Origin of the sequence: Streptomyces sp. NPDC002176 (assembly GCF_044903645.1) — a bacterium.
In the GTDB taxonomy this organism is placed as follows: domain Bacteria; phylum Actinomycetota; class Actinomycetes; order Streptomycetales; family Streptomycetaceae; genus Streptomyces.
The window spans coordinates 692,377-711,362 of the sequence record NZ_JBJDQW010000003.1; the positions used below are offsets into that span (position 1 = coordinate 692,377).

Genomic DNA, 18,986 nt, shown 5'->3' on the forward strand with positions numbered 1-18,986 from the left:
TAACGGCCGTAAGACCTAGGCCGGGACCTAGGGCTGCCGGAGTGGTGGGCCGAAGCGGACGGGGACGCCGGGTGCGTAGAGCACGCTGGCGGGGTCGCCGGGCGGGGTGGAGAGCCCGGCCGCCGCGACGGCGGTTTCGTCGTACGAGGTCAGCTCGCACCGGCTGAACGTCCACCGGGGGTGGGTGTTCGGCAAGTAGTAAGTGCGGCCCCGGAGTTGAGCATGGAGTCCCCATCGGCAGGTGAGGAACTCCTCCAGGGCGTTCGCCTCGTACGGCGCGGGGAGGATCTCGGCCCGGACGCGCGCGCCCGCTCCGGAACCGTCGCGCCGGAGGCTGTCGTAGGAGATCCCGGTGCCGGTGCGGCGGGTGTGGATGCGGGCCCAGCGGTAGGGCAGGCCGAATGCCGCCCGGGCCGTCAGCACGGGGAGCAGGCGGTCGCAGTCCAGGGAGCGGAACACCACTCCGCGCCGCCCGAGGGCGTCCCTGCTGTACAGGCGGACGTTCACCTCGCCGAAGCTGCCCAGGTAGGGAAGCGCGGGCCCCCGGCCGAGGGCCAGGTCGTCCATGCGGAAGAAGACGAGGCCGACGTAGGTGCGGCCCAGGTGGAGGTCGGGGTACGTGCCCGGCGGCAGCAGGCGCGCCACCTCGTCGGGGTCGGCGGCCCAGTGCAGGAAGACCAGTTCGCGCCACCACTGCCGGAACAGGACGTGCGACAGGGGGCGTGGCGGCAGGGGCGTGACGTCCTCCACGTGGACGGAAGTGCCTGCCGTCACGACGTGACCCGCTTCGCCCCGACGCCGTCCACGACACGCGCGTCCGTACGCATGCCTTCCACGATGGCCTCGACGGCCTCCGCCACCGTGATGCCCGGTGGCAGGGCCGGAGCGGTGCCGGTCACCGCGCGCCCCGCGAAGCCGGACTCGACGTGGGGCAGGCAGATCTCCAGCACCCCCACCCCGGCGCGCCGCAGCTCCCGGCGAGCCGCCGTCAGCCAGGTGGCCAGGGCGGCCTTCGCCGCCGCGTAGTCCGCCATGCCGGCCGGTACCGAACGGGCGACGGTCCCCGTGACGGCGGCGAGCAGGCCGCCCGAGGACACGTGGGTCGCCGCGGAACGCAGGATCGCCATGGGCGCCAGCGCGTTCACCGCCATCACGTGCTCCGCGACCGCCTCGCCGATCTCACCGACCGGCCCGAACGCGGCGACCCCCACGCAGACGACCACGGCGTCGAGCCCGCCCAGTTCCCGTGCCGCCCAGGCGGCCGTGCCCTCGGCGCCATCGAGGTCCCAAGCATCGAAGGTCCGGGAGGGGCCGGGACCGCACCGCTCGCGCACCTCGGCGAGCCGTCCCGCGTCCCGCCCCGCGAGCGCGGTCACCGCCCCGAGCCCGGCCAGCCGCTCGGCCAGCGCCGACCCGATGTCACCGGTCGCCCCGGCGACCAGAATGCGTGCGCCCCGGATCTCCACACCGCGCCTCCCGTCCCACGTCTTGGAAGGACTTCGCCCGGTGACGGCCGGACGGATGCGGCGGGGCGGCGTTGCGTTCCTCCTGCCCGATCCGTAGCGTGTAGTAGGTGAAACAGGATATTGACTATTACGAGGTACGGGCCGACGTGCCCTCCGTGGAGACCTATCTCCGACTGCGTTCCGAATCGGGGCTGAGCGCCAAGACGCCCGAGGCCGCGCGCATCGGCCTGCCGAACTCATGGCACGCCGTGACCGTCTTCCGCGAGGGGCGGCCGGTCGGGATGGGGCGCGTCATCGGGGACGGCGGCTGCTTCTTCCAGATCGTCGACATCTGCGTCCTGCCCGAGCACCAGGGCCAGGGGCTGGGCAAACGCATCATGGCCGAGCTGGTGGAGGAGCTGGAGCGCCGGGCGCCGCAGGGCACGTACGCGTCCCTGATCGCCGACGGGGACGCGCGGTTCCTGTACGAGAAGTTCGGCTTCGAGCCGACGGCACCCGCCTCCGTGGGCATGCACCGCTTCTTCCACCGGTGACCACCTGGGCAGTTCCCCGCGGAGCGCCCCCGCAGGACCGCCGCTGAACCCCGGCGGCGGACCGCTCAGGCGGCCGGTGCCGGGCTCGTGTTCAGGATGCCCTCGACGCCGTCCAGGAACGTCGCGCAGATCAGGGTCGGGTCGAAGAGGCACCCGGCTGCCATGGCGCCGTCCCGCAGCATGACGAAGTGGCGGCCGGTCACGTCGGCGGGAGAGCAGCCGGCTTCTTCCATGAGCTGCGTGGCGGTTTCCAGGAACCATTGCCGGTGGGCCAGTACGGCCTGATGGACGGGGTGCGCGGGGTCGGGATACTCGGCCGCCGCGTTCAGGAAGGCGCAACCACGGAAGCCCGGGGACCGGATGCCCTCGGCGATGAACCTGCCCACGGCCCGGACCGTCCCGGCCGCCAGAAGGCCCTGGGCCCGGATGGCGTCCACCTGTCCCCGGATGCCGTGATCAGCCTGCTGGAGGTAGGCGAGGATCAGCTCGTCCTTGCCCTTGAAGTGCCGGTACAGGGTGGCGCGGGTCACCTGGGCCTCCGCGATGATCCGGTCGACCCCTACGGAGTGAATCCCCTCCGCGTAGAAGATCCGGGTCGCCGTGTCGAGCAGCCGCGCCCGGGCCTCGGACGTGCTCTTGCCTGCTGTGCCCGTGCTCATGGCGGCCACGGTAGCAGGCGAGCGAGGGAGAACGTTCGGTCTTGACAGGTGAGGGAGGAGGTCCCTTGAATGGAGGAGGGAGACCGAACGTTCTCCCTCCTCTTCGATTCCCTGCGGAAAGGGCATCTCATGGACTCGTCCATCACCGCCCCTGCTCCCTCCCGGACCGACACCGCGACGCTGCGCCGCCTGTACGTCCTGCGCTTCGCGTTCGCCGCAGTGTGGGCCGTCCTGGTCTTCGCCACGGCCCGCACGCTGAGCCCCCTCAGCGCGACACTGCTGGTGCTGTACCCCCTGTTCGACGTGGCGTGCGCGGTCGTCGACCTCAGGTCCGCCAAGGCCGACCAGGGCCCGGTGCGCGGTCTCTACGCGAACGCCGCGCTCAGCACCCTCACCGCCGCGGGACTCGTCGCCGCGGCCGCGTCAGGCATCCCCGCGGTCCTGCGCGTCTGGGGCGCGTGGGCGGTCGTCGCCGGTGCCGTCCAACTGGTCGTCGGCGCCCTGCGACGCCGACGCGGCCTGGCAGGGCAGTGGCCCATGATCCTCAGCGGGACCATCTCCACCTTCGCCGGAGCCTCCTTCGTCGCCCAGGCCGCCGAGGCGAACGCCTCCTTGGGCTCGCTGGCGGGGTACGCCTTCCTGGGCGGGGTCTTCTTCCTGATCTCCGCACTCCGCCTGGGGCGGCCCGGCAGGACCGACCGAGTCCCCTCACACACCTAGGGCGTTGGAAACGGTCAGGACGGCATCCGCGCCGTCGTCAGCACCCGCTCCACCACCTCGGACGGGAGCAGCAGTGCCTCGCCCGCGACGGTGAGGGCGGTGTGTTCGGTGGGGGTGTAGGGGCCGTCCGCGAGGGCGATGAGGGCGGCGTCCAGGAGGAGGGACTCGCGGCCCGGTGCGGCCAGGTGGGGGGCGAGGGCGGTCAGGGGGGTGCGGGGGTCGCCGCCGTCGAGGGTCATGGCGAGACGTTCCGCCGCGTCCTCCTCGCAGCCCGCCGCCCGCACGGTCTCGGCCGCCGCCTCCAGCGCGGCCCGCGAGCCCGTGCCCCCGGCCACCAGCACCGAGACGGCCACCGCGTGGACCGCGTCGCGCAGCAGGACGGAGAGGCGGCGGGTGGTGGGGTGGTCGAGGGTGTCGACGCCGAAGCGGTGCAGGCAGGAGGCGCACTCCACGACCGGCTCGGTCACCCCGCGCGCGAGAACGGGCACCCCGAGCACGGTGAGGCGCTCGCGGCCGGTGAGGCGCTGGTAGTTGCGGTCGCCGCCGCAGCCGGGGCAGAAGAACTCCCCGTCGCCCTGGGGCGTCCAGGCGGTGCGGGAGCCCAGGATGCGCCGGACGAACCCGGTGGCTCGGCCGTCTCGTCCCCGTACTGGCAGCACGTCGCACCTCCGCACGTCACCACGCGGCAACGTCGCCGCGCTGGCGTGATGTTAGCCACATCACGGAGCCCGAGTCAGCACCCTGGGCGAGACCGGTCCGTGACCTGCGGCGTTCCGCGGCCGGAAGACGACGGTGCCCCGACCGCCGTACACAGCGGCCGGGGCACCGAAGGGCGGGGTCAGCGGGTCGCGCGGTTCACCGCGGAGACGACCGCCTTCAGCGAGGCACGCGTCGTGTTCGCGTCGATACCGATGCCCCACAGCACCTTGTCGCCGATCGCGCACTCGATGTAGGAGGCGGCCTGCGCGGACGCGCCCTCGCTCATCGTGTGCTCCTGGTAGTCCAGCAGGCGTACGTCGACGCCGACCGACTGGAGCGCGTCGAAGAAGGCCGAGATCGGACCGTTGCCCGTACCGGTCAGTACCGTGTCCACGCCGTCCACCGTCGCCTCGACGGTCAGCGTGTCGACGCCGTCGGTGTCGGTGGTCGACTGACCGGCGCGGACCTGGACGCGGCCCCAGGGGTTCTCCGGGTTCGGCAGGTACTCGTCCTGGAAGGCCGCCCAGATGTCGCGCGGGGTGATCTCGCCGCCCTCGGCGTCCGTCCGCGCCTGGATGATCTTCGAGAACTCGATCTGCATCCGGCGCGGCAGTTCCAGCTTGTGGTCGTTCTTCAGGACGTACGACACACCGCCCTTGCCGGACTGCGAGTTGACCCGGATCACGGCCTCATAGGAGCGGCCGACGTCCTTGGGGTCGATGGGCAGGTACGGCACCGCCCACTCCAGCTCGCCCACGGCGACACCCTGGGCGGCCGCGTCGGCCTCCATCGCGTCGAAGCCCTTCTTGATGGCGTCCTGGTGGGAGCCGGAGAAGGACGTGTAGACCAGGTCGCCCACGTACGGGTGGCGCGGGTGGACCTCCATCTGGTTGCAGTACTCCCACACCCGGCGGATCTCGTCGATGTCGGAGAAGTCGATCTGCGGGTCGACGCCCTGCGAGAACAGGTTCACGCCCAGGGTGACCAGGTCGACGTTGCCGGTGCGCTCGCCCTGCCCGAACAGGCAGCCCTCGACGCGGTCGGCCCCGGCCATCAGGGCCAGTTCGGCGGCGGCTACGGCGGTGCCCCGGTCGTTGTGCGGGTGCACGGACAGGACGACGTGCTCGCGGCGGGAGAGGTTGCGGTGCATCCACTCGAACCGGTCGGCGTGCGTGGACGGGGTCGAACGCTCCACCGTGGCGGGCAGGTTGAGGATGATCTCGCGGCCGGGACCGGGCTGGTAGACGTCCATCACCGCCTCGCAGACCTCCAGGGCGAAGTCCAGCTCGGTGTCGGTGAAGATCTCCGGGCTGTACTGGTACCCGAATTCGGTCTCCGGACCCAGCAGCTTCTCCGCGTACTCCACGACCAGCCGGGTGCCGTCGACGGCGATCTGCTTGATGTCCTCCTTGGAGCCCCGGAAGACCACCCGGCGGAAGACGGGCGCGGTGGCGTTGTACAGGTGGACGGTGGCGCGGCGGGCGCCCTTCAGGGACTCCACGGTCCGCTCGATCAGGTCCTCGCGGGCCTGGGTGAGGACGGAGATCGTCACGTCCTCGGGGATCGCGCCCTCTTCCTCGATGATGGAGCGCACGAAGTCGAAGTCGGTCTGGCCGGAGGCGGGGAAGCCGACCTCGATCTCCTTGTAGCCCATCTTGACCAGCTGGTCGAACATCCGGCGCTTGCGCTCGGGGGACATCGGGTCGATCAGCGCCTGGTTGCCGTCGCGCAGGTCGGTGGAGAGCCAGCGGGGGGCCGCGGTGACACGCTGGCCGGGCCAGGTGCGGTCGGGGATGTCGACCTGGTCGTACTGGCCGTAGCGCTGGAACGGCATGTGGCTGGGCTGCTGGCGGTTCGCCATGATCGCGTGGGCTCCTCGGAAAGTCCTTGGGACGGCCGACGACGCAACGCCAATAGCACCGCGGGGAGGGAGTCGGCCTTGCTTACAGGCCCTCGCCGCGGCAGCTAAGGAGAAGCAGCCCGAAACGCATGATGCTCCGCAGCCTAGCCGAGGCCCGCCGGGCACGCCGGGGCGTATCAGCATGCGGAACCGGGACGGGTGACGCGGGCCCGTGGTGAGGGTCCATACCACTCAGTGACGCGGAGTGACGAGAGATATCACCGTATTTCATCAATCACGGTTACAGCTAGTGACTTTGACATCGCTCGGTGCGACCATTTATTGGTATGACGACCAACGGGGGCCATGAGCCCGTCTTCTGCACGATCGTGCCGCCGCACCTCCTCGACAAGCTCGCGCGCGACTCCGACCCGGCGCTGTCGGGCCCGGCCCGCCGCTCCCTGGAGCGGGACGCGTTCGAGCGCACCCGCCGTCGGCTGACCACCGTGATCGGCGCGCAGGCCGCTGCCGCCGCCGCGCCCGCCGACGGGGACCAGCCGGACCGCACCATCTTCGACGCCGAGCACACCCAGAACCTCCCCGGCAAGAAGGTCCGCGAAGAGGGCTCCGAGCCGGGCTCCGACGCCACGGTCAACCGGGCCTACGCGGGCCTGGGCGCCACCTTCGAGCTGTATCTGAAGGTGTACGGCCGCCGCTCCATCGACGGCGAGGGCCTCCCGCTCCAGGCCACGGTCCACTTCGACAAGGACTACGACAACGCCTTCTGGAACGGCGAACAGATGGTGTTCGGCGACGGGGACGGCGAGATCTTCCTCGACTTCACCATCCCGGTCGACGTCATCGGCCACGAACTCACCCACGGCGTCACGCAGTACACCGCGAACCTGGCCTACTTCGGCCAGTCCGGCGCGCTCAACGAGTCGCTGTCCGACGTGTTCGGCTCGCTGATCAAGCAGTACACGCTCCGCCAGACCGCCGCCGACGCGGACTGGCTGATCGGCGCGGGCCTCCTCGCCCCCCGCGTCCAGGGCCAGGCCCTGCGCTCGATGAAGGCACCGGGCACCGCGTACGACGACGACGTGCTCGGCAAGGACCCCCAGCCCGCCGACATGCAGCACTACGTCCACACCGGCCGGGACAACGGCGGCGTGCACATCAACTCCGGCATCCCGAACCACGCCTTCTACATCGCGGCCACCGCGATCGGCGGCTACGCCTGGGAGAAGACGGGGCAGATCTGGTACGACGTGCTGACCGGCGGCAAGCTCAAGGAGGACGCCCAGTTCGCCGACTTCGCCACCCTGACCGTGAAGGCCGCCCGCGAGCGGTTCGGCGCGGGCGGCGAACTCCAGGCCGTGGAGAAGGCGTGGGAGGAAGTGGGGGTGCAGACGCTGTAGGCGCCGGTGCCGGACACTGGGGCCATGCGTATCCAAGTACGGCGCACGGGCGGCTTCGCGGGCATCGAGCGGCAGGCCGAGGTGGACACCTCGGATCGCGCGGACGCCCCGGAGTGGCGCACCCTGGCCGACCGCGCCCTGGCCGCCGCGCCGGACACCCCGGTACCGGGTGTCCCGGACGGCTTCCACTACGAGATCACGGTGGACGGCCACACCGTCCACGCGGCCGACCCCCGGCTGACCGAGGCCCAGCGGGAGCTGGTGTCAAGGGTGTTGAAGGAGGGTGCCTAGGCAGGCTGTTCGGCGAGGAACTCCTCCCAGGTGCGCTTGCCGGTGTCCGCGCCGGTGAGCGTCAGGTTGTCGCCCGCGCGGTAGGCACGGCCCGCCTTGCCGGGGATGCGGACCGGCAGCATCGGGCGGCGCCTGCCGTGCGCCTGGAGGTAGCTCCGGCCCAGCTCGTCGAGGCCGTACACCCGGGGTCCGGCGAGGTCGGGGACGAGTCCGGCCGGGGTGCCGAGGGTGAGGTCGGTGAGGCGGGCGGCCACGTCGCGGGAGTCGACCGGCTGGAGGCGCAGTCCGCCCGGTACCGGGAAGACGGGCAGCTTGGCCATCGACTGGACCATCTTCAGGGTGAGTTCATGGAACTGGGCCGCCCGCAGCGTGGTCCACGGCAGCCCGGAATCCGCGATGGCCTGCTCGGCGGCCAGCTTCGACCTGAGCCAGGCGAGCGGTACGCGGTCGGCGCCGATGACGGAGATGTACACCAGGTGCCGGACCCCGGCTTCTCGCGCGGCGCGGACCAGGTTGCCGGTGGCGGTGTCGTCGCCCTTGGGGCCGCCCGCGAGGTGGAGCACGGTGCCGATGCCGTCCAGGGCGGCATCGAGTCCGGTGCCGGTGCGGAGGTCGACGCTCACCTGGTCCGGGCCGTCCCCGCCCGTGCGGCTGAGGACGCGTACCTCGCGGCCCGCCTCCCGCAGCAGGGGGACGACATGGCGGCCGAGCGTGCCGGTGCCACCGGTGACCAGGACGGCTGAGGTGCTGGAGGTCATGACTGCTCCCAGTTTCACGGGAACCGGAAAGCTTGCGTCCGGGTCCCCTCGGCGGGTGTTCTACCTCCGTGACACCACGCGCGGAGGGAATGTGACACCGGTGGGCGACGCCATGTGGTCGGCGGAGATGTTCGAGGGGCACCGGGCGCGGCTGCGGGCGGTGGCGTACCGGATGCTGGGCTCGGCGAGCGAGGCCGACGACGCCGTGCAGGAGACCTGGCTGCGGGCCGACCGGGCGGGTGCCGACGGGGTGGAGAACATCGCCGGGTGGCTGACCACCATCGTCGGGCGGGTGTGCCTGAACCTGCTGCGCACCCGTGAGCGTCGGCGCGAGGACCCGCTGGAGTCCCGGCCAGCCGATCCGGTCACCGACGCTGTCCCGGAGGACGAGACGGTGCTGGCCGACTCCGTCGGGGTGGCGCTGCTGGTGGTGCTGGACCGGCTCTCCCCGGCGGAGCGGCTGGCGTTCGTGCTGCACGACCTGTTCGCGGTGCCGTTCGACGAGATCGCCCCGCTGCTGGAGCATTCCCCGGCCGCCGTAAGGCAGTTGGCGAGCCGGGCCCGGCGCCGGGTCAGGGGCGACGGACCGCCGCCGGAGGGCGATCCGGTCCGGCGGCGCCGTGCGGTGGAGGCGTTCCTCGCGGCCACGCGGGGCGGGGACTTCGACGCGCTGGTGGGTCTGCTCCACCCGGACGTGGTGCTGCACGCCGACCGGTTCGTGGTCCCGACCCCGGAGCCGATCACCGCCCGGGGTTCCGGCATGGTCGCGCGGGGCGCGATGGCGGCCACCGGCCGGGCGCTGTTCACCGGCGTCGCCCTGCTGGACGGCTCGGTGGGTCTGGTCATGGCCCCGCACGGCCGCCCGGCCCTGGTCCTCGCCTTCACCTTCGCGGACGACGGCCGGATCACCGGGATCGAGGTCGTCGCGGACCGGGAGCGGCTGGCCGCACTCGAGATCGCGCCCCTGGAGGACTGACGGGGGCGTTGACGCGGCGGGGGCCGGGTGCGGATGATCCGGCCCATGGTGACGGACGCGCACGGCCCTCTCCCCCGCTTCCCCGACGGCTTCCTGTGGGGGGTGTCGACCTCCGCGCACCAGATCGAGGGCGCCGCCGACCTGCGCGAACCCTCCGTGTGGGACGTGTTCACCGCCGAGCCCGGCCGGGTGAAGGACGGCTCGACGGCCGCCGTGGCCTGCGACCACTACCACCGCTACCCGGAGGACGTGGCCCTGCTGGCCGACCTCGGCGTGGACGCGTACCGATTCTCCATCTCCTGGCCGCGGGTGAACTCCCCCGGCGGCCTGGACTTCTACGACCGGCTGGTGGACGCGCTGTGCGAGGCGGGGGTCCAGCCGGTGCCGACGCTGTTCCACTGGGATCTGCCGACCGGGCTCGACTGGCTGGACCGGGACACCGCGTACCGGTTCGCGGACCACGTCTCCCGTGTCGCGGACCGGCTCGGGGACCGCGTACCGCGCTGGATCACCCTCAACGAGCCCGCCGAACACACCCTGTTGGGCCACGCCCTCGGCACCCACGCCCCCGGCCGCGCGCTCCTCTTCGACGCGCTCCCGGCCGCCCACCACCAACTCCTCGCGCACGGCTTGGCGGTACGGGCACTGCGCGCGGCCGGGGTCACGGGCATCGGCATCGCCAACTCCCACTCCCCCGTGGAGCCCGCCTCAGCCGACCCGGCGGACGTGGAGGCGGCCGTCTTCTACGACCTGCTCCTCAACCGCCTCTTCGCCGAACCCGTCCTGCTGGGCGAATACCCGGACGGCACGGCCGCGTTGATGCCCGAGGGCGCCGAGGACGACCTGCGGATCATCGCGGAACCGCTGGACTGGTACGGGATCAACTACTACGCCCCGGCGCGAGTGGGCGCCCCGCAGGAGAAGCCCACCGAGTTCGACGGCGTGCCCCTGCCCGCCGAACTCCCCTTCTCCCTGCGGGAGTTCGAGGGCGTCCCGGTGACCGACTTCGGCTGGCCGGTCGTCCCCGAGGCCCTGACCGGCCTGCTCACCTGCCTCCGGGACCGCTACGGCGACCGGCTCCCGCCCCTCGTCATCACCGAGAACGGCTGCTCCTACGAGGGGCTCGACGACCAGGACCGCATCGCCTACCTGGACGGCCATGTCCGCGCCGTGCACGCCGCGCTCACCGAAGGGGTCGACGTGCGCGGCTACTTCGTGTGGTCCCTCCTGGACAACTTCGAGTGGGCCGAGGGCTACGCCCGCCGCTTCGGCCTGGTGGACGTGGACTTCGCCACGCTGCGACGCACCCCGAAGGCGTCGTACCGCTGGTACCAGGAGCTGCTGCGGGCGCAGCGGGGCTGAGGGCTCAGAAGCCCAGCTTGCGGAGCTGCTTCGGGTCGCGTTGCCAGTCCTTGGCGACCTTCACGTGGAGGTCGAGGAAGACGGGCGTGCCGAGCAGGGCCTCGATCTGCTTGCGGGACTTGATGCCGACGTCCTTCAGCCGCTTGCCCTTGGGGCCGATGATGATGCCCTTCTGGCTGGGCCGCTCGATGTAGACGTTGGCGTGGATGTCGAGCAGGGGCCTGTCGGCCGGACGGTCCTCGCGCGGGAGCATCTCCTCGACGACCACGGCGATGGAGTGCGGCAGCTCGTCGCGCACGCCCTCCAGCGCGGCCTCCCGGATCAGCTCCGCGATCATGACCTGCTCGGGCTCGTCGGTGAGGTCGCCCTCGGGGTAGAGCGGCGGGCTCTCGGGGAGCAGCGGCACGATCAGGTCGGCCAGCAGGCTCACCTGCTTGTCGCCGACCGCCGACACCGGCACGATCTCGGCCCACTCGAAGCCCAGCTCCTTGCCGAGCTGGTCGATGGCGATGAGCTGCTCGGCGAGGGCCTTGGAGTCGACCAGGTCGGTCTTGGTGACGATGGCGATCTTGGGGGTCTTCTTGATCCCGGCCAGTTCCTTGGCGATGAAGCGGTCGCCGGGGCCGATCTTCTCGTTCGCCGGGAGGCAGAAGCCGATCACGTCGACCTCGGCCCACGTGGTGCGCACCACGTCGTTCAGCCGCTCGCCGAGCAGGGTGCGCGGCTTGTGGAGGCCCGGGGTGTCCACCAGGATCAGCTGGGCGTCGTCCCGGTGCACGATGCCGCGCACCGTGTGCCGGGTGGTCTGCGGCTGGTCGGCGGTGATGGCCACCTTCTGCCCGACCAGAGCGTTCGTGAGGGTGGACTTGCCCGCGTTGGGACGGCCCACGAAGCACGCGAAGCCTGCGCGGTGGGCGTTCTCGCCCGACCGCTCGGATGACTGGGTACGAACGCTCATGCCGACCATTCTCCCTGATCCTCCGGCCCGCGCCGCACCGGCGTCCGCCGCGCCCCCGCCACCAGCGCCTCCGGTCACCCGAGTGGGCCGAAACACCCTGGAAACGCCCCTGTAGGCGACCGGAAACGCACGCCCGTGAACCTCTGACGAGCCCGCTCCCCCGGACCGCTGGAGACGCCCGTGACCCTCGCCGCCGCGCACGCAGACACCGGCGACACCGCCTGGCTGCTCGCCGCCACCGCCCTGGTGCTGCTGATGACACCGGGTCTGGCCCTGTTCTACGGCGGCATGGTCCGCGCGAAGAGCGTCCTCAACATGCTGATGATGAGCTTCGTGTCCATCGCCCTGGTCACGGTGGTGTGGCTGGCGGCCGGCTACTCCCTCGCCTTCACCGACGACCTCGGCGGCGGTCTGCTGGGCGGGCTGGAGCACGCCGGGATGGCCGGGGTCGGCCCGACCGCGCTGCACGGCACGGTGCCGACGCTGCTCTTCGCCACCTTCCAGCTCACCTTCGCGATCATCACGGCGGCCCTGATCAGCGGCGCGGTGGCGGACCGCACCCGGTTCGGGGCGTGGCTGGTGCTGGTGCCGGTGTGGACGCTGCTCGTATACGTTCCGGTCACGCACTGGGTGTGGGGACCGGGCGGGTGGATCGGCGCGAAACTGGGTGCGCTGGACTTCGCGGGCGGTCTGCCGGTCGAGATCACGTCCGGCGCCTCGGGACTCGCCCTGTGCCTGGTGCTCGGACCCCGGCTGGGCTTCAAGAAGGACTCCATGCGCCCGCACAGCCTCCCCCTGGTCATGCTCGGCACCGGGCTGCTGTGGTTCGGCTGGTTCGGCTTCAACGCGGGCTCCGCGCTCGGCGCGAACGGCCTCGCCGCGGCCGCCTTCCTCAACACCCTGGCCGCCGGGTGCACCGGTCTGCTGGGCTGGCTGCTGGTCGAGCAGAAGCGGGACGGCCACCCCACCACGCTCGGCGCCGCCTCCGGCGCGGTCGCGGGCCTGGTCGCCATCACCCCGTCCTGCGGCACGGTCTCGCTGCTGGGCGGGCTGGTCGTCGGGCTGGCGGCGGGTGTCGTCTGCTCGTACGCGGTGGGCTGGAAGTTCAAGCTGAACTTCGACGACTCCCTCGATGTCGTCGGCGTGCACCTGGTCGGCGGGGTGATCGGCACCCTGCTGATCGGCCTGTTCGCGGACAAGGCGATGACCGGCGGCGCGGAGGGGCTGTTCCACGGCGGCGGACTCGGGCTGCTGGGCCGCCAGCTCGTCGCGGTCCTCGCGGTCGCCGGGTACGCCTTCACGGTGACGTACGGGCTCGGCAAGCTGCTGGACCGCACGATGGGGCTGCGCGCGAGCGAGGAGGAGGAGCGCACCGGTCTGGACCTTACGGTGCACGCCGAGACGGCCTACGATCACGGGGTCCTGGGCCATGGCGCCCCCGTCCGGAAAGCCGAGAGCCCCCTATGAAGCTCATCACCGCCGTCGTGAAGCCGTACCGTCTGGACGAGGTGAAGTCCGCCCTCCGCGACCTCGGCATCGACGGCCTCACCGTCACCGAGGCCAGCGGCTACGGCCGCCAGCGCGGCCACACCGAGGTGTACCGGGGCGCGGAGTACGTGGTCGACCTCGTCCCCAAGGTCCGCCTGGAGCTGGTCGTCGAGGACGCGGTGGCCGAGCAGGCGATCGACACCATCGTCCAGGCCGCCCACACCGGCAAGATCGGTGACGGCAAGGTGTGGTCCGTACCGGTGGAGACGGTGGTGCGGGTGCGGACGGGGGAACGGGGACCGGACGCGTTGTGACCGGCCCCCGGACCGTCGCCGTCAGTCGGTCGTGACGGTCGACTTGACGACACCGTCGGCCCCGGCGAGCAGCACCGGTGTGCCCGCTCCCCCGAGGTCGGCGACCGCGGCCAGGTCCTCCGCCGAAAGACCCTCCGCCTCGCTCACCACGGCCGCCGCCTCCAGGGACTCGGCGCCGGAGGCCACCGCCATGGCGACGGCCGTGCGCAGGGCGCTCAGCTGGAGCGAGGGCAGCGACACCGCCCCGGCCACGTAGGTGCGGCCCGTGGAGTCCCGTACGGCGGCCCCCTCCGGGACGCCGTTGCGGGCCCGCACCGACCGTGCCAGGGTCACGATCTTCCGGTCCTCAGGATCAAGCTCGTTCTCGCTCATGCCCCGAGCATACGAACCCCGTCGTCCGCCCCCGCCAGCCACTCCAGCTTCGCCGAGGTGTCCGCCTCCGGCAGCGGGGTATGCAGGACGATCAGCAGGTCGGGCCGGGCGGGCACCTGCATCGCCGTGGACTCCACCACCAGCAGCCCGGCCCGCGGATGCGTCAGCTCCTTGCGGATCTGCCCCTGGTCCTCGATGTCCCGCTCGGCCCACAGCGCGTTGAACTCCGGGCTCAGGGCACTCACTTCGGCCAGCACCGCCTGGAACCCCTCGTCCTCCGGGTGCGCGGCGCAGGCGGCCCGGAACTGCGCGACGACCGTACGCGCGTTGGTCTCCCAGCTCAGCGTGCGGCTCCGGAACAGCGGGTCGGCGAAGAAGTCGACCAGGCAGTTCCGGGTGGTGGGCCCCTGCCCCATGCCGAACACCGCGGTGGCCACCGCGTTGTACATCACGCAGTTGTAGTAGCGGTCCATGATGTGCGCCGGGTAGGGCATCCAGGTGTCGATCAGCCGCCGCAGTCCGTCGCACATGTCCCGGCGGGCGGAGACGAGTTCGGGCGCGGGCGGGTTGAGTCCGGCCAGCACGTACAGGTGCCGCACCTCGGCGTCGCTCAGCCGCAGCACCCGCGAGACCGCGTCGAGCACCTGCGGGGAGACGGAGATGTCCCGCCCCTGCTCCAGCCACTGGTACCAGGAGGCGCCCACCCCGGCCAACACCGCGACCTCCTCGCGGCGCAGTCCCGGCGTACGGCGCCGGGGGCCGCCGAAGGGCAGTCCGGCCTCCTGCGGGGTGATCCGGGCGCGCCGGGTCATCAGGAACTCCCGGAGCTCACTGCGCCGTTCACTTCTCGGCGTGCTCGCCGTGCTCGCCGTGCTCGCCGTCGCAGCCACGTCCCGCTCCCCCTCGTCGCCGTGTCTGGTGGTGCCACCACCACCATAAGTTCCGACTCCCCACGTTTCTTCCGGGCATCGGAAGCTCTTTGCCATGGCGATCGACACCCCAGCCCCCGTAACTCCCCCCGCTGACAAGCCAGTCCGTCCCGCCCGGCTCTCGGCGCGCGACCGGCTCGTCCTGTTCGTGCTGTGCGCGGCCCAGTTCATGGTCGCCCTCGACTTCTCGGTGCTGAACGTGGCGCTGCCCGAGCTGGGCACCGGCCTCGGCATGAGCCGTTCGGCGCTCCAGTGGGCGGTCACCGCGTTCGCGCTGCCGTCCGGCGGCTTCCTGCTGCTCTTCGGCCGCGTCGGCGACCTCTACGGCCGCCGCAAGCTGTTCCTGACCGGTCTCGCCCTGTTCGGCGCGGCCTCCGTGCTGGCGGCCCTGGCCTGGGACCCGGCGTCCTTCCTCACCGGCCGCGCCCTCCAGGGGCTCGGCGCGGCGGCGATCGTGCCGACCGGCATGTCCCTGCTGACGACCACCTTCCCCGAGGGCCCGGCGCGGGACCGCGCGCTCGGCATCTCCGGCACGCTGCTGTCGCTGGGCTTCACCATCGGCATGGTCGCGGGCGGCGTGCTGACCGACACCTTCGGCTGGCGCTCCACGATGGCGCTGCTGGCCGTGTTCGCACTGATCGTGCTGCCGCTGGCGCCGGGCCTGCTGCCCGAGTCCCGCACCCCGGACCGCCCCCGGCTGGACGTGCCCGGCGCGGTCACCGTCACCCTCGGTCTGCTGTCCCTGATCTACGCGCTGTCCACCGCCGCCGACCGGGGCTTCGGCCACCCGGACGTGCTGGCCGCCCTGGTGGCGGGGCTCGCGCTGCTGACCGCGTTCACCGTGATCGAGTCCCGTACGGCCCAGCCGCTGGTCTCGCTGCCGATGCTGCGCCGCCGGACGGTGGCGTGGGGCAACCTGGGCGGACTGGTGACGTTCTCGATGATGTCGACCGTGGTGTTCGTGCTGACCCTGTACCTCCAGGAGGTGCTGCGACTGTCGGCGTTCCGCACCGGACTGGTCTTCGGTGTGCAGGGCGTGCTGTCGGCCGTGGCGGGCGTCTTCGCCCCGAGGGTGATCGGCCGGTTCGGCGCCCGCCGCGTCCTGGTCGGCTCGCTGACCGGCCAGGGACTTCTGGTCGCCGCCCTGCTGCCGCTGAGCACCCAGGGCTGGTCGGTGTGGCTCGCCACGGTGGCCGTGTCCCTGGCCAGCATGTGCCACCTCGGCGCGATCATCTCGTACGGCCTCACCGTCACCTCCGGTGTCCCGGACGGCGAACAGGGGCTGGCGACCGGGCTGGTGACCTCCACCCAGCAGGTCGGCCTCACGGTCGGGGTGCCCCTGCTGGGCGTGCTGGCCACCACCTCCGGCGACCTGCTGGCCGGTGTCCACACGGTGATCGCGCTGGACGCGGTCGTCGTGCTCGGCGCGGCCGCCCTGATCGCCCTCGGGCTGCGTCCCGTCAGGGCGTGACCTCAGTCCAGGGTCTGGGTGATCGCGCCGCGCGCGGCCGTGTGCTCCACGCGGCCGCGCGCGCCGTTGACCAGCGGCAGATACGGGGCGACATGCCCGCACTCCACGTCGGCGACGATCGGCACGCCCAGCGGGCCGAGCGCGTCGAGCACCGCCTCGTGCTGGGTCAGGGTCGGGCTGTCCGGGGCCTTGGTGCGGCCGACCAGGATCGCGGCGGCCCGGTCGAAGAACCCGGCGAGCCGCATCCCGTGCAGGTTCCGGCAGATGCTGAACGCGCTGTCCTCGCAGGCTTCCACGTAGACGAGCAGCGGCTCACCGGGGGCGAGGGCGGCGGTGTCCAGATACGGCGTCCCGGCGAGGTTGGCCAGGATCTCGACGCAGCCGCCGATCAGCCGCCCGGTGACGTCCACGTCCCCGGTGCCGTCCAGCCGGGTCCAGGTGCCCTCGGTGTCCAGCCTCAGATCACGGACCTCGGGGTTCCCGGCGAAGTCGTCCCAGCCGCCGGAGCGGTACCGGCCGGGCGGGGTCTGCGTGAACGGCTCGCCCTGGGGCGCCTCGACGATGTCCAGCCAGGACAGCAGGCCCCCGGGTGTCCCGTAGGGGGTGTCCATCAGGTTGTTGCCGTGCACGGTGGGCAGCCCGGACAGCAGGGTCAGGGGCGCGAGCAGGCCCGAGACGTCGGAGTAGCCGACGACCCAGGTGGGCTCGGCCCGGCCGATCTCCGCGAAGTCCAGCAGCGGCAGCAGGTCGATGCCGGTCTCGCCGCCCCACGGGGGCACCACGGCCCGGATCTCCGGGTCGGTGAGCATCGCGGTGAGTTCGGCGGCCCGTTCGGCGGCCGGGGCGCTGAGGTGGCTGGAGCCGTCCATGCACCGGCCGACCGTCACCTCGTACCCGCGCTCCTTCAGGTCGCGCACGGCCACGTCGAGTCGGCCGCGCAGGGCGTCCGGGACCCCGCTGGAGGGCGAGGTCACGCCGATACGGTCTCCGGGGCGCAGGGGGCGCGGGTAGCGAGGCGTCATGCGGCGGATTCTGACACGGGGTCATCGCCGTCCCGTAGGGGTTTTCAGGGGCGGTCGAGCTTCAGCCGTTCGGCCTTCGGGAGGCCCGCGACGACGAGGTCGTAGGAGTCCTCGACCAGTTCCTTGACCAGGGCGTCGGGCAGATCGGAGTCCACCGTGACGGTGTTCCAGTGCCGCTTGTTCATGTGATAGCCGGGGACGATGAGGCCCTCGTGGTCGGCGCGGAGGCGCGGGGCGTCCTCCGGGTCGCACTTGAGGTTGACCGTCAGGGGCCGCGCGTCCAGCGCCGCGAGGGCGAACATCTTGCCCAGCACCTTGAAGACCGAGGTGTCCGGGTTGAAGGGGAACTCCTCCGTCACCGCGTTGAAGGACAGGCACAGGGCGCGCAGCTCCTGGGGCTTCATTCCCTGCTCTCCTCCCGCGCCGGGACCCCGGCGGGCTCGACCAGTACCGTCACGATCTTGTTCCGGCGTCCGGCGGCGGCCTCGGCGGTCAGCTTCAGCCGTCGCTCGTCGGGGAGTTCGACCTCGGCGCTCGCCCCGGCGATGGGCACGCGGCCCAGTGCCTTCGCGAGCAGTCCGCCGACGGTCTCCACGTCCTCGTCGTCGTACTCCTCCAGCCCGTACAGCTCGCCGAGGTCGGTGATGTCCAGGCGGGCGGTGACCCGGTGGCGGCCCTCGCCGAGGTCCTCCACGGGCGGGAGTTCCCGGTCGTACTCGTCGGTGATCTCGCCGACGATCTCCTCCAGGATGTCCTCGATGGTGACGATGCCCGCGGTGCCGCCGTACTCGTCGATGCCGACGGCGACGTGGTTGCGTTCCTTCTGCATCTCGCGCAGCAGGTCGCCCGCGTTCTTGGTGTCGGGGACGAAGACGGCAGGGCGCATCGCGGTGGAGACGAGGTCGTTCTCGGCGTCCCGGTTGATGTGCGTCTTGCGGACCAGGTCCTTCAGATACACGATGCCGACGATGTCGTCCTCGCTCTCCCCGGTGACCGGGATACGGGAGAACCCGGAGCGCAGGGCGAGGGTGAGGGCCTGCCGGATGGTCTTGTACCGCTCGATGACGACCAGGTCGGTGCGCGGCACCATCACCTCGCGGACCAGGGTGTCGCCCAGCTCGAAGACGGAGTGCACCATGCGGCGCTCCTCGTCGGCGATCAGCGACTCCTGCTCGGCGAGGTCGACCATCGCGCGCAGCTCCGCCTCGGAGGCGAACGGGCCGCGCCGGAAGCCCTTGCCGGGGGTGAGCGCGTTGCCGATGAGGATCAGCAGCGAGGGCACCGGGCCCATCACGCGGGCCAGCGGCAGCAGCACGTAGGCGGCCGCGGTGGCCGTGCTGAGCGGGTGCTGACGGCCGATGGTGCGCGGTGAGACGCCGACGGCGACGTACGACACCAGGACCATCACGGCGATGGCGACCAGCAGGGCCTGCCAGGTGGCGTCGAAGGCGCGCAGGCAGCCGTAGGTGACGAGGGCGGCGGCGGCCATCTCGCAGGCGACGCGGAGCAGCAGCGCCACGTTGAGATAGCGGGTGGGGTCGGCGGCGATCTGCGCCAGCTTGCCGCTGCCGCGGCGGCCGGACTTGACGGCCTCCTCGGCGCGGAAGCTGGAGACGCGGGCGATGCCCGCCTCGGCGCAGGCGGCGAGCCAGGCCACGACGATCAGCGCGACCGCGCCGATCACGATCTGCGGACTCAAGTGTCGACCCC

The 18,986-nt window shown here is 71.9% G+C and carries 21 protein-coding genes; 9 read left to right on the plus strand and 12 right to left on the minus strand.

All coding sequences use genetic code 11. The annotated features are described in order from the left end of the window. Window positions 1–27: 27 nt before the first annotated feature. Both ACI2LY_RS16995 and ACI2LY_RS17000 read right to left on the minus strand, forming a co-directional pair. A complete protein-coding gene (locus ACI2LY_RS16995; RefSeq protein ID WP_404707817.1) occupies window positions 28–774 on the minus strand; it encodes a YqjF family protein in 747 nt (248 codons plus the stop codon). After that, window positions 771–1,466, minus strand: a complete 696-nt coding sequence (locus ACI2LY_RS17000; protein ID WP_404707818.1) for an SDR family NAD(P)-dependent oxidoreductase — start codon at window positions 1,464–1,466, stop codon at window positions 771–773. Before ACI2LY_RS17000 ends, ACI2LY_RS16995 begins: the two co-directional genes overlap by 4 nt. A 107-nt stretch (window positions 1,467–1,573) precedes the next feature. On the opposite strand from ACI2LY_RS17000, the gene ACI2LY_RS17005 reads away from it, so the two are divergent. Continuing rightward, window positions 1,574–1,999 carry a GNAT family N-acetyltransferase gene (locus ACI2LY_RS17005; protein ID WP_404707819.1) on the plus strand — a complete coding sequence of 142 codons (426 nt, stop codon included), beginning with the start codon at window positions 1,574–1,576 and terminating at the stop codon, window positions 1,997–1,999. A 65-nt stretch (window positions 2,000–2,064) separates the two neighbouring features. Here the strand turns inward: ACI2LY_RS17005 and ACI2LY_RS17010 are convergent, their stop codons facing one another. Then, window positions 2,065–2,658: a TetR/AcrR family transcriptional regulator gene (locus ACI2LY_RS17010; protein WP_404707820.1), complete on the minus strand. Its 594-nt coding sequence runs from the start codon at window positions 2,656–2,658 to the stop codon at window positions 2,065–2,067. A 129-nt stretch (window positions 2,659–2,787) separates the two neighbouring features. Between ACI2LY_RS17010 and ACI2LY_RS17015 the strand changes: the two genes are divergently transcribed. Further along, window positions 2,788–3,378, plus strand: coding sequence for a hypothetical protein (locus ACI2LY_RS17015; RefSeq protein WP_404707821.1), 591 nt, complete (start codon window positions 2,788–2,790; stop codon window positions 3,376–3,378). Between the two features lie 14 nt (window positions 3,379–3,392). Here the strand turns inward: ACI2LY_RS17015 and ACI2LY_RS17020 are convergent, their stop codons facing one another. Continuing rightward, complete coding sequence (locus ACI2LY_RS17020) at window positions 3,393–4,037, minus strand: TerB family tellurite resistance protein (protein WP_388993417.1); 645 nt, start codon at window positions 4,035–4,037, stop codon at window positions 3,393–3,395. A gap of 179 nt (window positions 4,038–4,216) precedes the next feature. After that, a complete protein-coding gene (gene leuA / locus ACI2LY_RS17025; RefSeq protein ID WP_404707822.1) occupies window positions 4,217–5,938 on the minus strand; it encodes a 2-isopropylmalate synthase in 1,722 nt (573 codons plus the stop codon). A gap of 326 nt (window positions 5,939–6,264) precedes the next feature. Here leuA and ACI2LY_RS17030 point away from each other — a divergent pair, with 326 nt between their 5' ends. Together ACI2LY_RS17030 and ACI2LY_RS17035 are read left to right on the plus strand one after the other, a co-directional pair. After that, window positions 6,265–7,335 carry a M4 family metallopeptidase gene (locus tag ACI2LY_RS17030; protein ID WP_404707823.1) on the plus strand — a complete coding sequence of 357 codons (1,071 nt, stop codon included), beginning with the start codon at window positions 6,265–6,267 and terminating at the stop codon, window positions 7,333–7,335. 24 nt (window positions 7,336–7,359) lie between these two features. Continuing rightward, window positions 7,360–7,626, plus strand: a complete 267-nt coding sequence (locus tag ACI2LY_RS17035; protein ID WP_388993426.1) for a protealysin inhibitor emfourin — start codon at window positions 7,360–7,362, stop codon at window positions 7,624–7,626. On the opposite strand, the gene ACI2LY_RS17040 is transcribed toward ACI2LY_RS17035, so the two are convergent. Continuing rightward, window positions 7,623–8,384, minus strand: coding sequence for an SDR family oxidoreductase (locus ACI2LY_RS17040; protein ID WP_404707824.1), 762 nt, complete (start codon window positions 8,382–8,384; stop codon window positions 7,623–7,625). The two genes, ACI2LY_RS17035 and ACI2LY_RS17040, sit on opposite strands and share 4 nt — an antisense overlap. 112 nt (window positions 8,385–8,496) lie before the next feature. Between ACI2LY_RS17040 and ACI2LY_RS17045 the strand changes: the two genes are divergently transcribed. Continuing rightward, window positions 8,497–9,360 (plus strand): sigma-70 family RNA polymerase sigma factor, encoded by an 864-nt coding sequence (locus ACI2LY_RS17045; RefSeq protein WP_404708163.1) that lies wholly within the window; start codon window positions 8,497–8,499, stop codon window positions 9,358–9,360. A 45-nt stretch (window positions 9,361–9,405) separates the two neighbouring features. Beyond that, window positions 9,406–10,722 (plus strand): GH1 family beta-glucosidase, encoded by a 1,317-nt coding sequence (locus tag ACI2LY_RS17050; protein WP_404707825.1) that lies wholly within the window; start codon window positions 9,406–9,408, stop codon window positions 10,720–10,722. 4 nt (window positions 10,723–10,726) lie between these two features. On the opposite strand, the gene era is transcribed toward ACI2LY_RS17050, so the two are convergent. Continuing rightward, window positions 10,727–11,680, minus strand: coding sequence for a GTPase Era (gene era, locus ACI2LY_RS17055; RefSeq protein ID WP_404707826.1), 954 nt, complete (start codon window positions 11,678–11,680; stop codon window positions 10,727–10,729). A gap of 180 nt (window positions 11,681–11,860) precedes the next feature. On the opposite strand from era, the gene ACI2LY_RS17060 reads away from it, so the two are divergent. Together ACI2LY_RS17060 and ACI2LY_RS17065 are read left to right on the plus strand one after the other, a co-directional pair. Next, on the plus strand, window positions 11,861–13,147 hold the full coding sequence (locus ACI2LY_RS17060) for an ammonium transporter (protein WP_404707827.1): 1,287 nt from the start codon (window positions 11,861–11,863) through the stop codon (window positions 13,145–13,147). Then, the gene (locus ACI2LY_RS17065; RefSeq protein ID WP_393598482.1) at window positions 13,144–13,482 is read left to right on the plus strand and encodes a P-II family nitrogen regulator; all 339 of its coding nucleotides are present in this window, start codon (window positions 13,144–13,146) and stop codon (window positions 13,480–13,482) included. Before ACI2LY_RS17060 ends, ACI2LY_RS17065 begins: the two co-directional genes overlap by 4 nt. Window positions 13,483–13,503: 21 nt before the next feature. Here the strand turns inward: ACI2LY_RS17065 and ACI2LY_RS17070 are convergent, their stop codons facing one another. Together ACI2LY_RS17070 and ACI2LY_RS17075 are read right to left on the minus strand one after the other, a co-directional pair. Then, window positions 13,504–13,854: a cytidine deaminase gene (locus tag ACI2LY_RS17070; protein ID WP_404707828.1), complete on the minus strand. Its 351-nt coding sequence runs from the start codon at window positions 13,852–13,854 to the stop codon at window positions 13,504–13,506. Next, window positions 13,851–14,666, minus strand: coding sequence for a helix-turn-helix transcriptional regulator (locus tag ACI2LY_RS17075; RefSeq protein ID WP_404708164.1), 816 nt, complete (start codon window positions 14,664–14,666; stop codon window positions 13,851–13,853). Before ACI2LY_RS17075 ends, ACI2LY_RS17070 begins: the two co-directional genes overlap by 4 nt. A 172-nt stretch (window positions 14,667–14,838) precedes the next feature. Here ACI2LY_RS17075 and ACI2LY_RS17080 point away from each other — a divergent pair, with 172 nt between their 5' ends. After that, window positions 14,839–16,254: an MFS transporter gene (locus ACI2LY_RS17080; RefSeq protein WP_404707829.1), complete on the plus strand. Its 1,416-nt coding sequence runs from the start codon at window positions 14,839–14,841 to the stop codon at window positions 16,252–16,254. A gap of 2 nt (window positions 16,255–16,256) precedes the next feature. On the opposite strand, the gene ACI2LY_RS17085 is transcribed toward ACI2LY_RS17080, so the two are convergent. From ACI2LY_RS17085 to ACI2LY_RS17095, 3 genes are read right to left on the minus strand one after another with little or no spacing between them, the layout of a single operon-like run. Beyond that, the gene (locus ACI2LY_RS17085; protein WP_404707830.1) at window positions 16,257–17,276 is read right to left on the minus strand and encodes a S66 peptidase family protein; all 1,020 of its coding nucleotides are present in this window, start codon (window positions 17,274–17,276) and stop codon (window positions 16,257–16,259) included. 44 nt (window positions 17,277–17,320) lie between these two features. Then, window positions 17,321–17,680, minus strand: coding sequence for an MmcQ/YjbR family DNA-binding protein (locus tag ACI2LY_RS17090; protein WP_404707831.1), 360 nt, complete (start codon window positions 17,678–17,680; stop codon window positions 17,321–17,323). Next, a complete protein-coding gene (locus ACI2LY_RS17095; protein ID WP_404707832.1) occupies window positions 17,677–18,975 on the minus strand; it encodes a hemolysin family protein in 1,299 nt (432 codons plus the stop codon). The genes ACI2LY_RS17090 and ACI2LY_RS17095 overlap by 4 nt, the downstream gene beginning before the upstream one ends. Between the last annotated feature and the right edge of the window lie 11 nt (window positions 18,976–18,986).

Excerpts from the sequence above, each read along its gene's own strand:
- ACI2LY_RS17015 (WP_404707821.1), top strand. The coding sequence starts at position 2,788 with ATGGACTCGTCCATCACCGCCCCTGCTCCCTCCCGGACCGACACCGCG.
- ACI2LY_RS17035 (WP_388993426.1), top strand. The coding sequence starts at position 7,360 with ATGCGTATCCAAGTACGGCGCACGGGCGGCTTCGCGGGCATCGAGCGG.
- era (WP_404707826.1), bottom strand. The coding sequence starts at position 11,680 with ATGAGCGTTCGTACCCAGTCATCCGAGCGGTCGGGCGAGAACGCCCAC.
- ACI2LY_RS17090 (WP_404707831.1), bottom strand. The coding sequence starts at position 17,680 with ATGAAGCCCCAGGAGCTGCGCGCCCTGTGCCTGTCCTTCAACGCGGTG.
- ACI2LY_RS17045 (WP_404708163.1), top strand. The coding sequence starts at position 8,497 with ATGTGGTCGGCGGAGATGTTCGAGGGGCACCGGGCGCGGCTGCGGGCG.
- ACI2LY_RS17080 (WP_404707829.1), top strand. The coding sequence starts at position 14,839 with ATGGCGATCGACACCCCAGCCCCCGTAACTCCCCCCGCTGACAAGCCA.
- ACI2LY_RS17065 (WP_393598482.1), top strand. The coding sequence starts at position 13,144 with ATGAAGCTCATCACCGCCGTCGTGAAGCCGTACCGTCTGGACGAGGTG.
- ACI2LY_RS17075 (WP_404708164.1), bottom strand. The coding sequence starts at position 14,666 with ATGACCCGGCGCGCCCGGATCACCCCGCAGGAGGCCGGACTGCCCTTC.
- ACI2LY_RS17030 (WP_404707823.1), top strand. The coding sequence starts at position 6,265 with ATGACGACCAACGGGGGCCATGAGCCCGTCTTCTGCACGATCGTGCCG.
- ACI2LY_RS17070 (WP_404707828.1), bottom strand. The coding sequence starts at position 13,854 with ATGAGCGAGAACGAGCTTGATCCTGAGGACCGGAAGATCGTGACCCTG.
- leuA (WP_404707822.1), bottom strand. The coding sequence starts at position 5,938 with ATGGCGAACCGCCAGCAGCCCAGCCACATGCCGTTCCAGCGCTACGGC.
- ACI2LY_RS17050 (WP_404707825.1), top strand. The coding sequence starts at position 9,406 with ATGGTGACGGACGCGCACGGCCCTCTCCCCCGCTTCCCCGACGGCTTC.
- ACI2LY_RS17085 (WP_404707830.1), bottom strand. The coding sequence starts at position 17,276 with ATGACGCCTCGCTACCCGCGCCCCCTGCGCCCCGGAGACCGTATCGGC.
- ACI2LY_RS17040 (WP_404707824.1), bottom strand. The coding sequence starts at position 8,384 with ATGACCTCCAGCACCTCAGCCGTCCTGGTCACCGGTGGCACCGGCACG.
- ACI2LY_RS17010 (WP_404707820.1), bottom strand. The coding sequence starts at position 2,658 with ATGAGCACGGGCACAGCAGGCAAGAGCACGTCCGAGGCCCGGGCGCGG.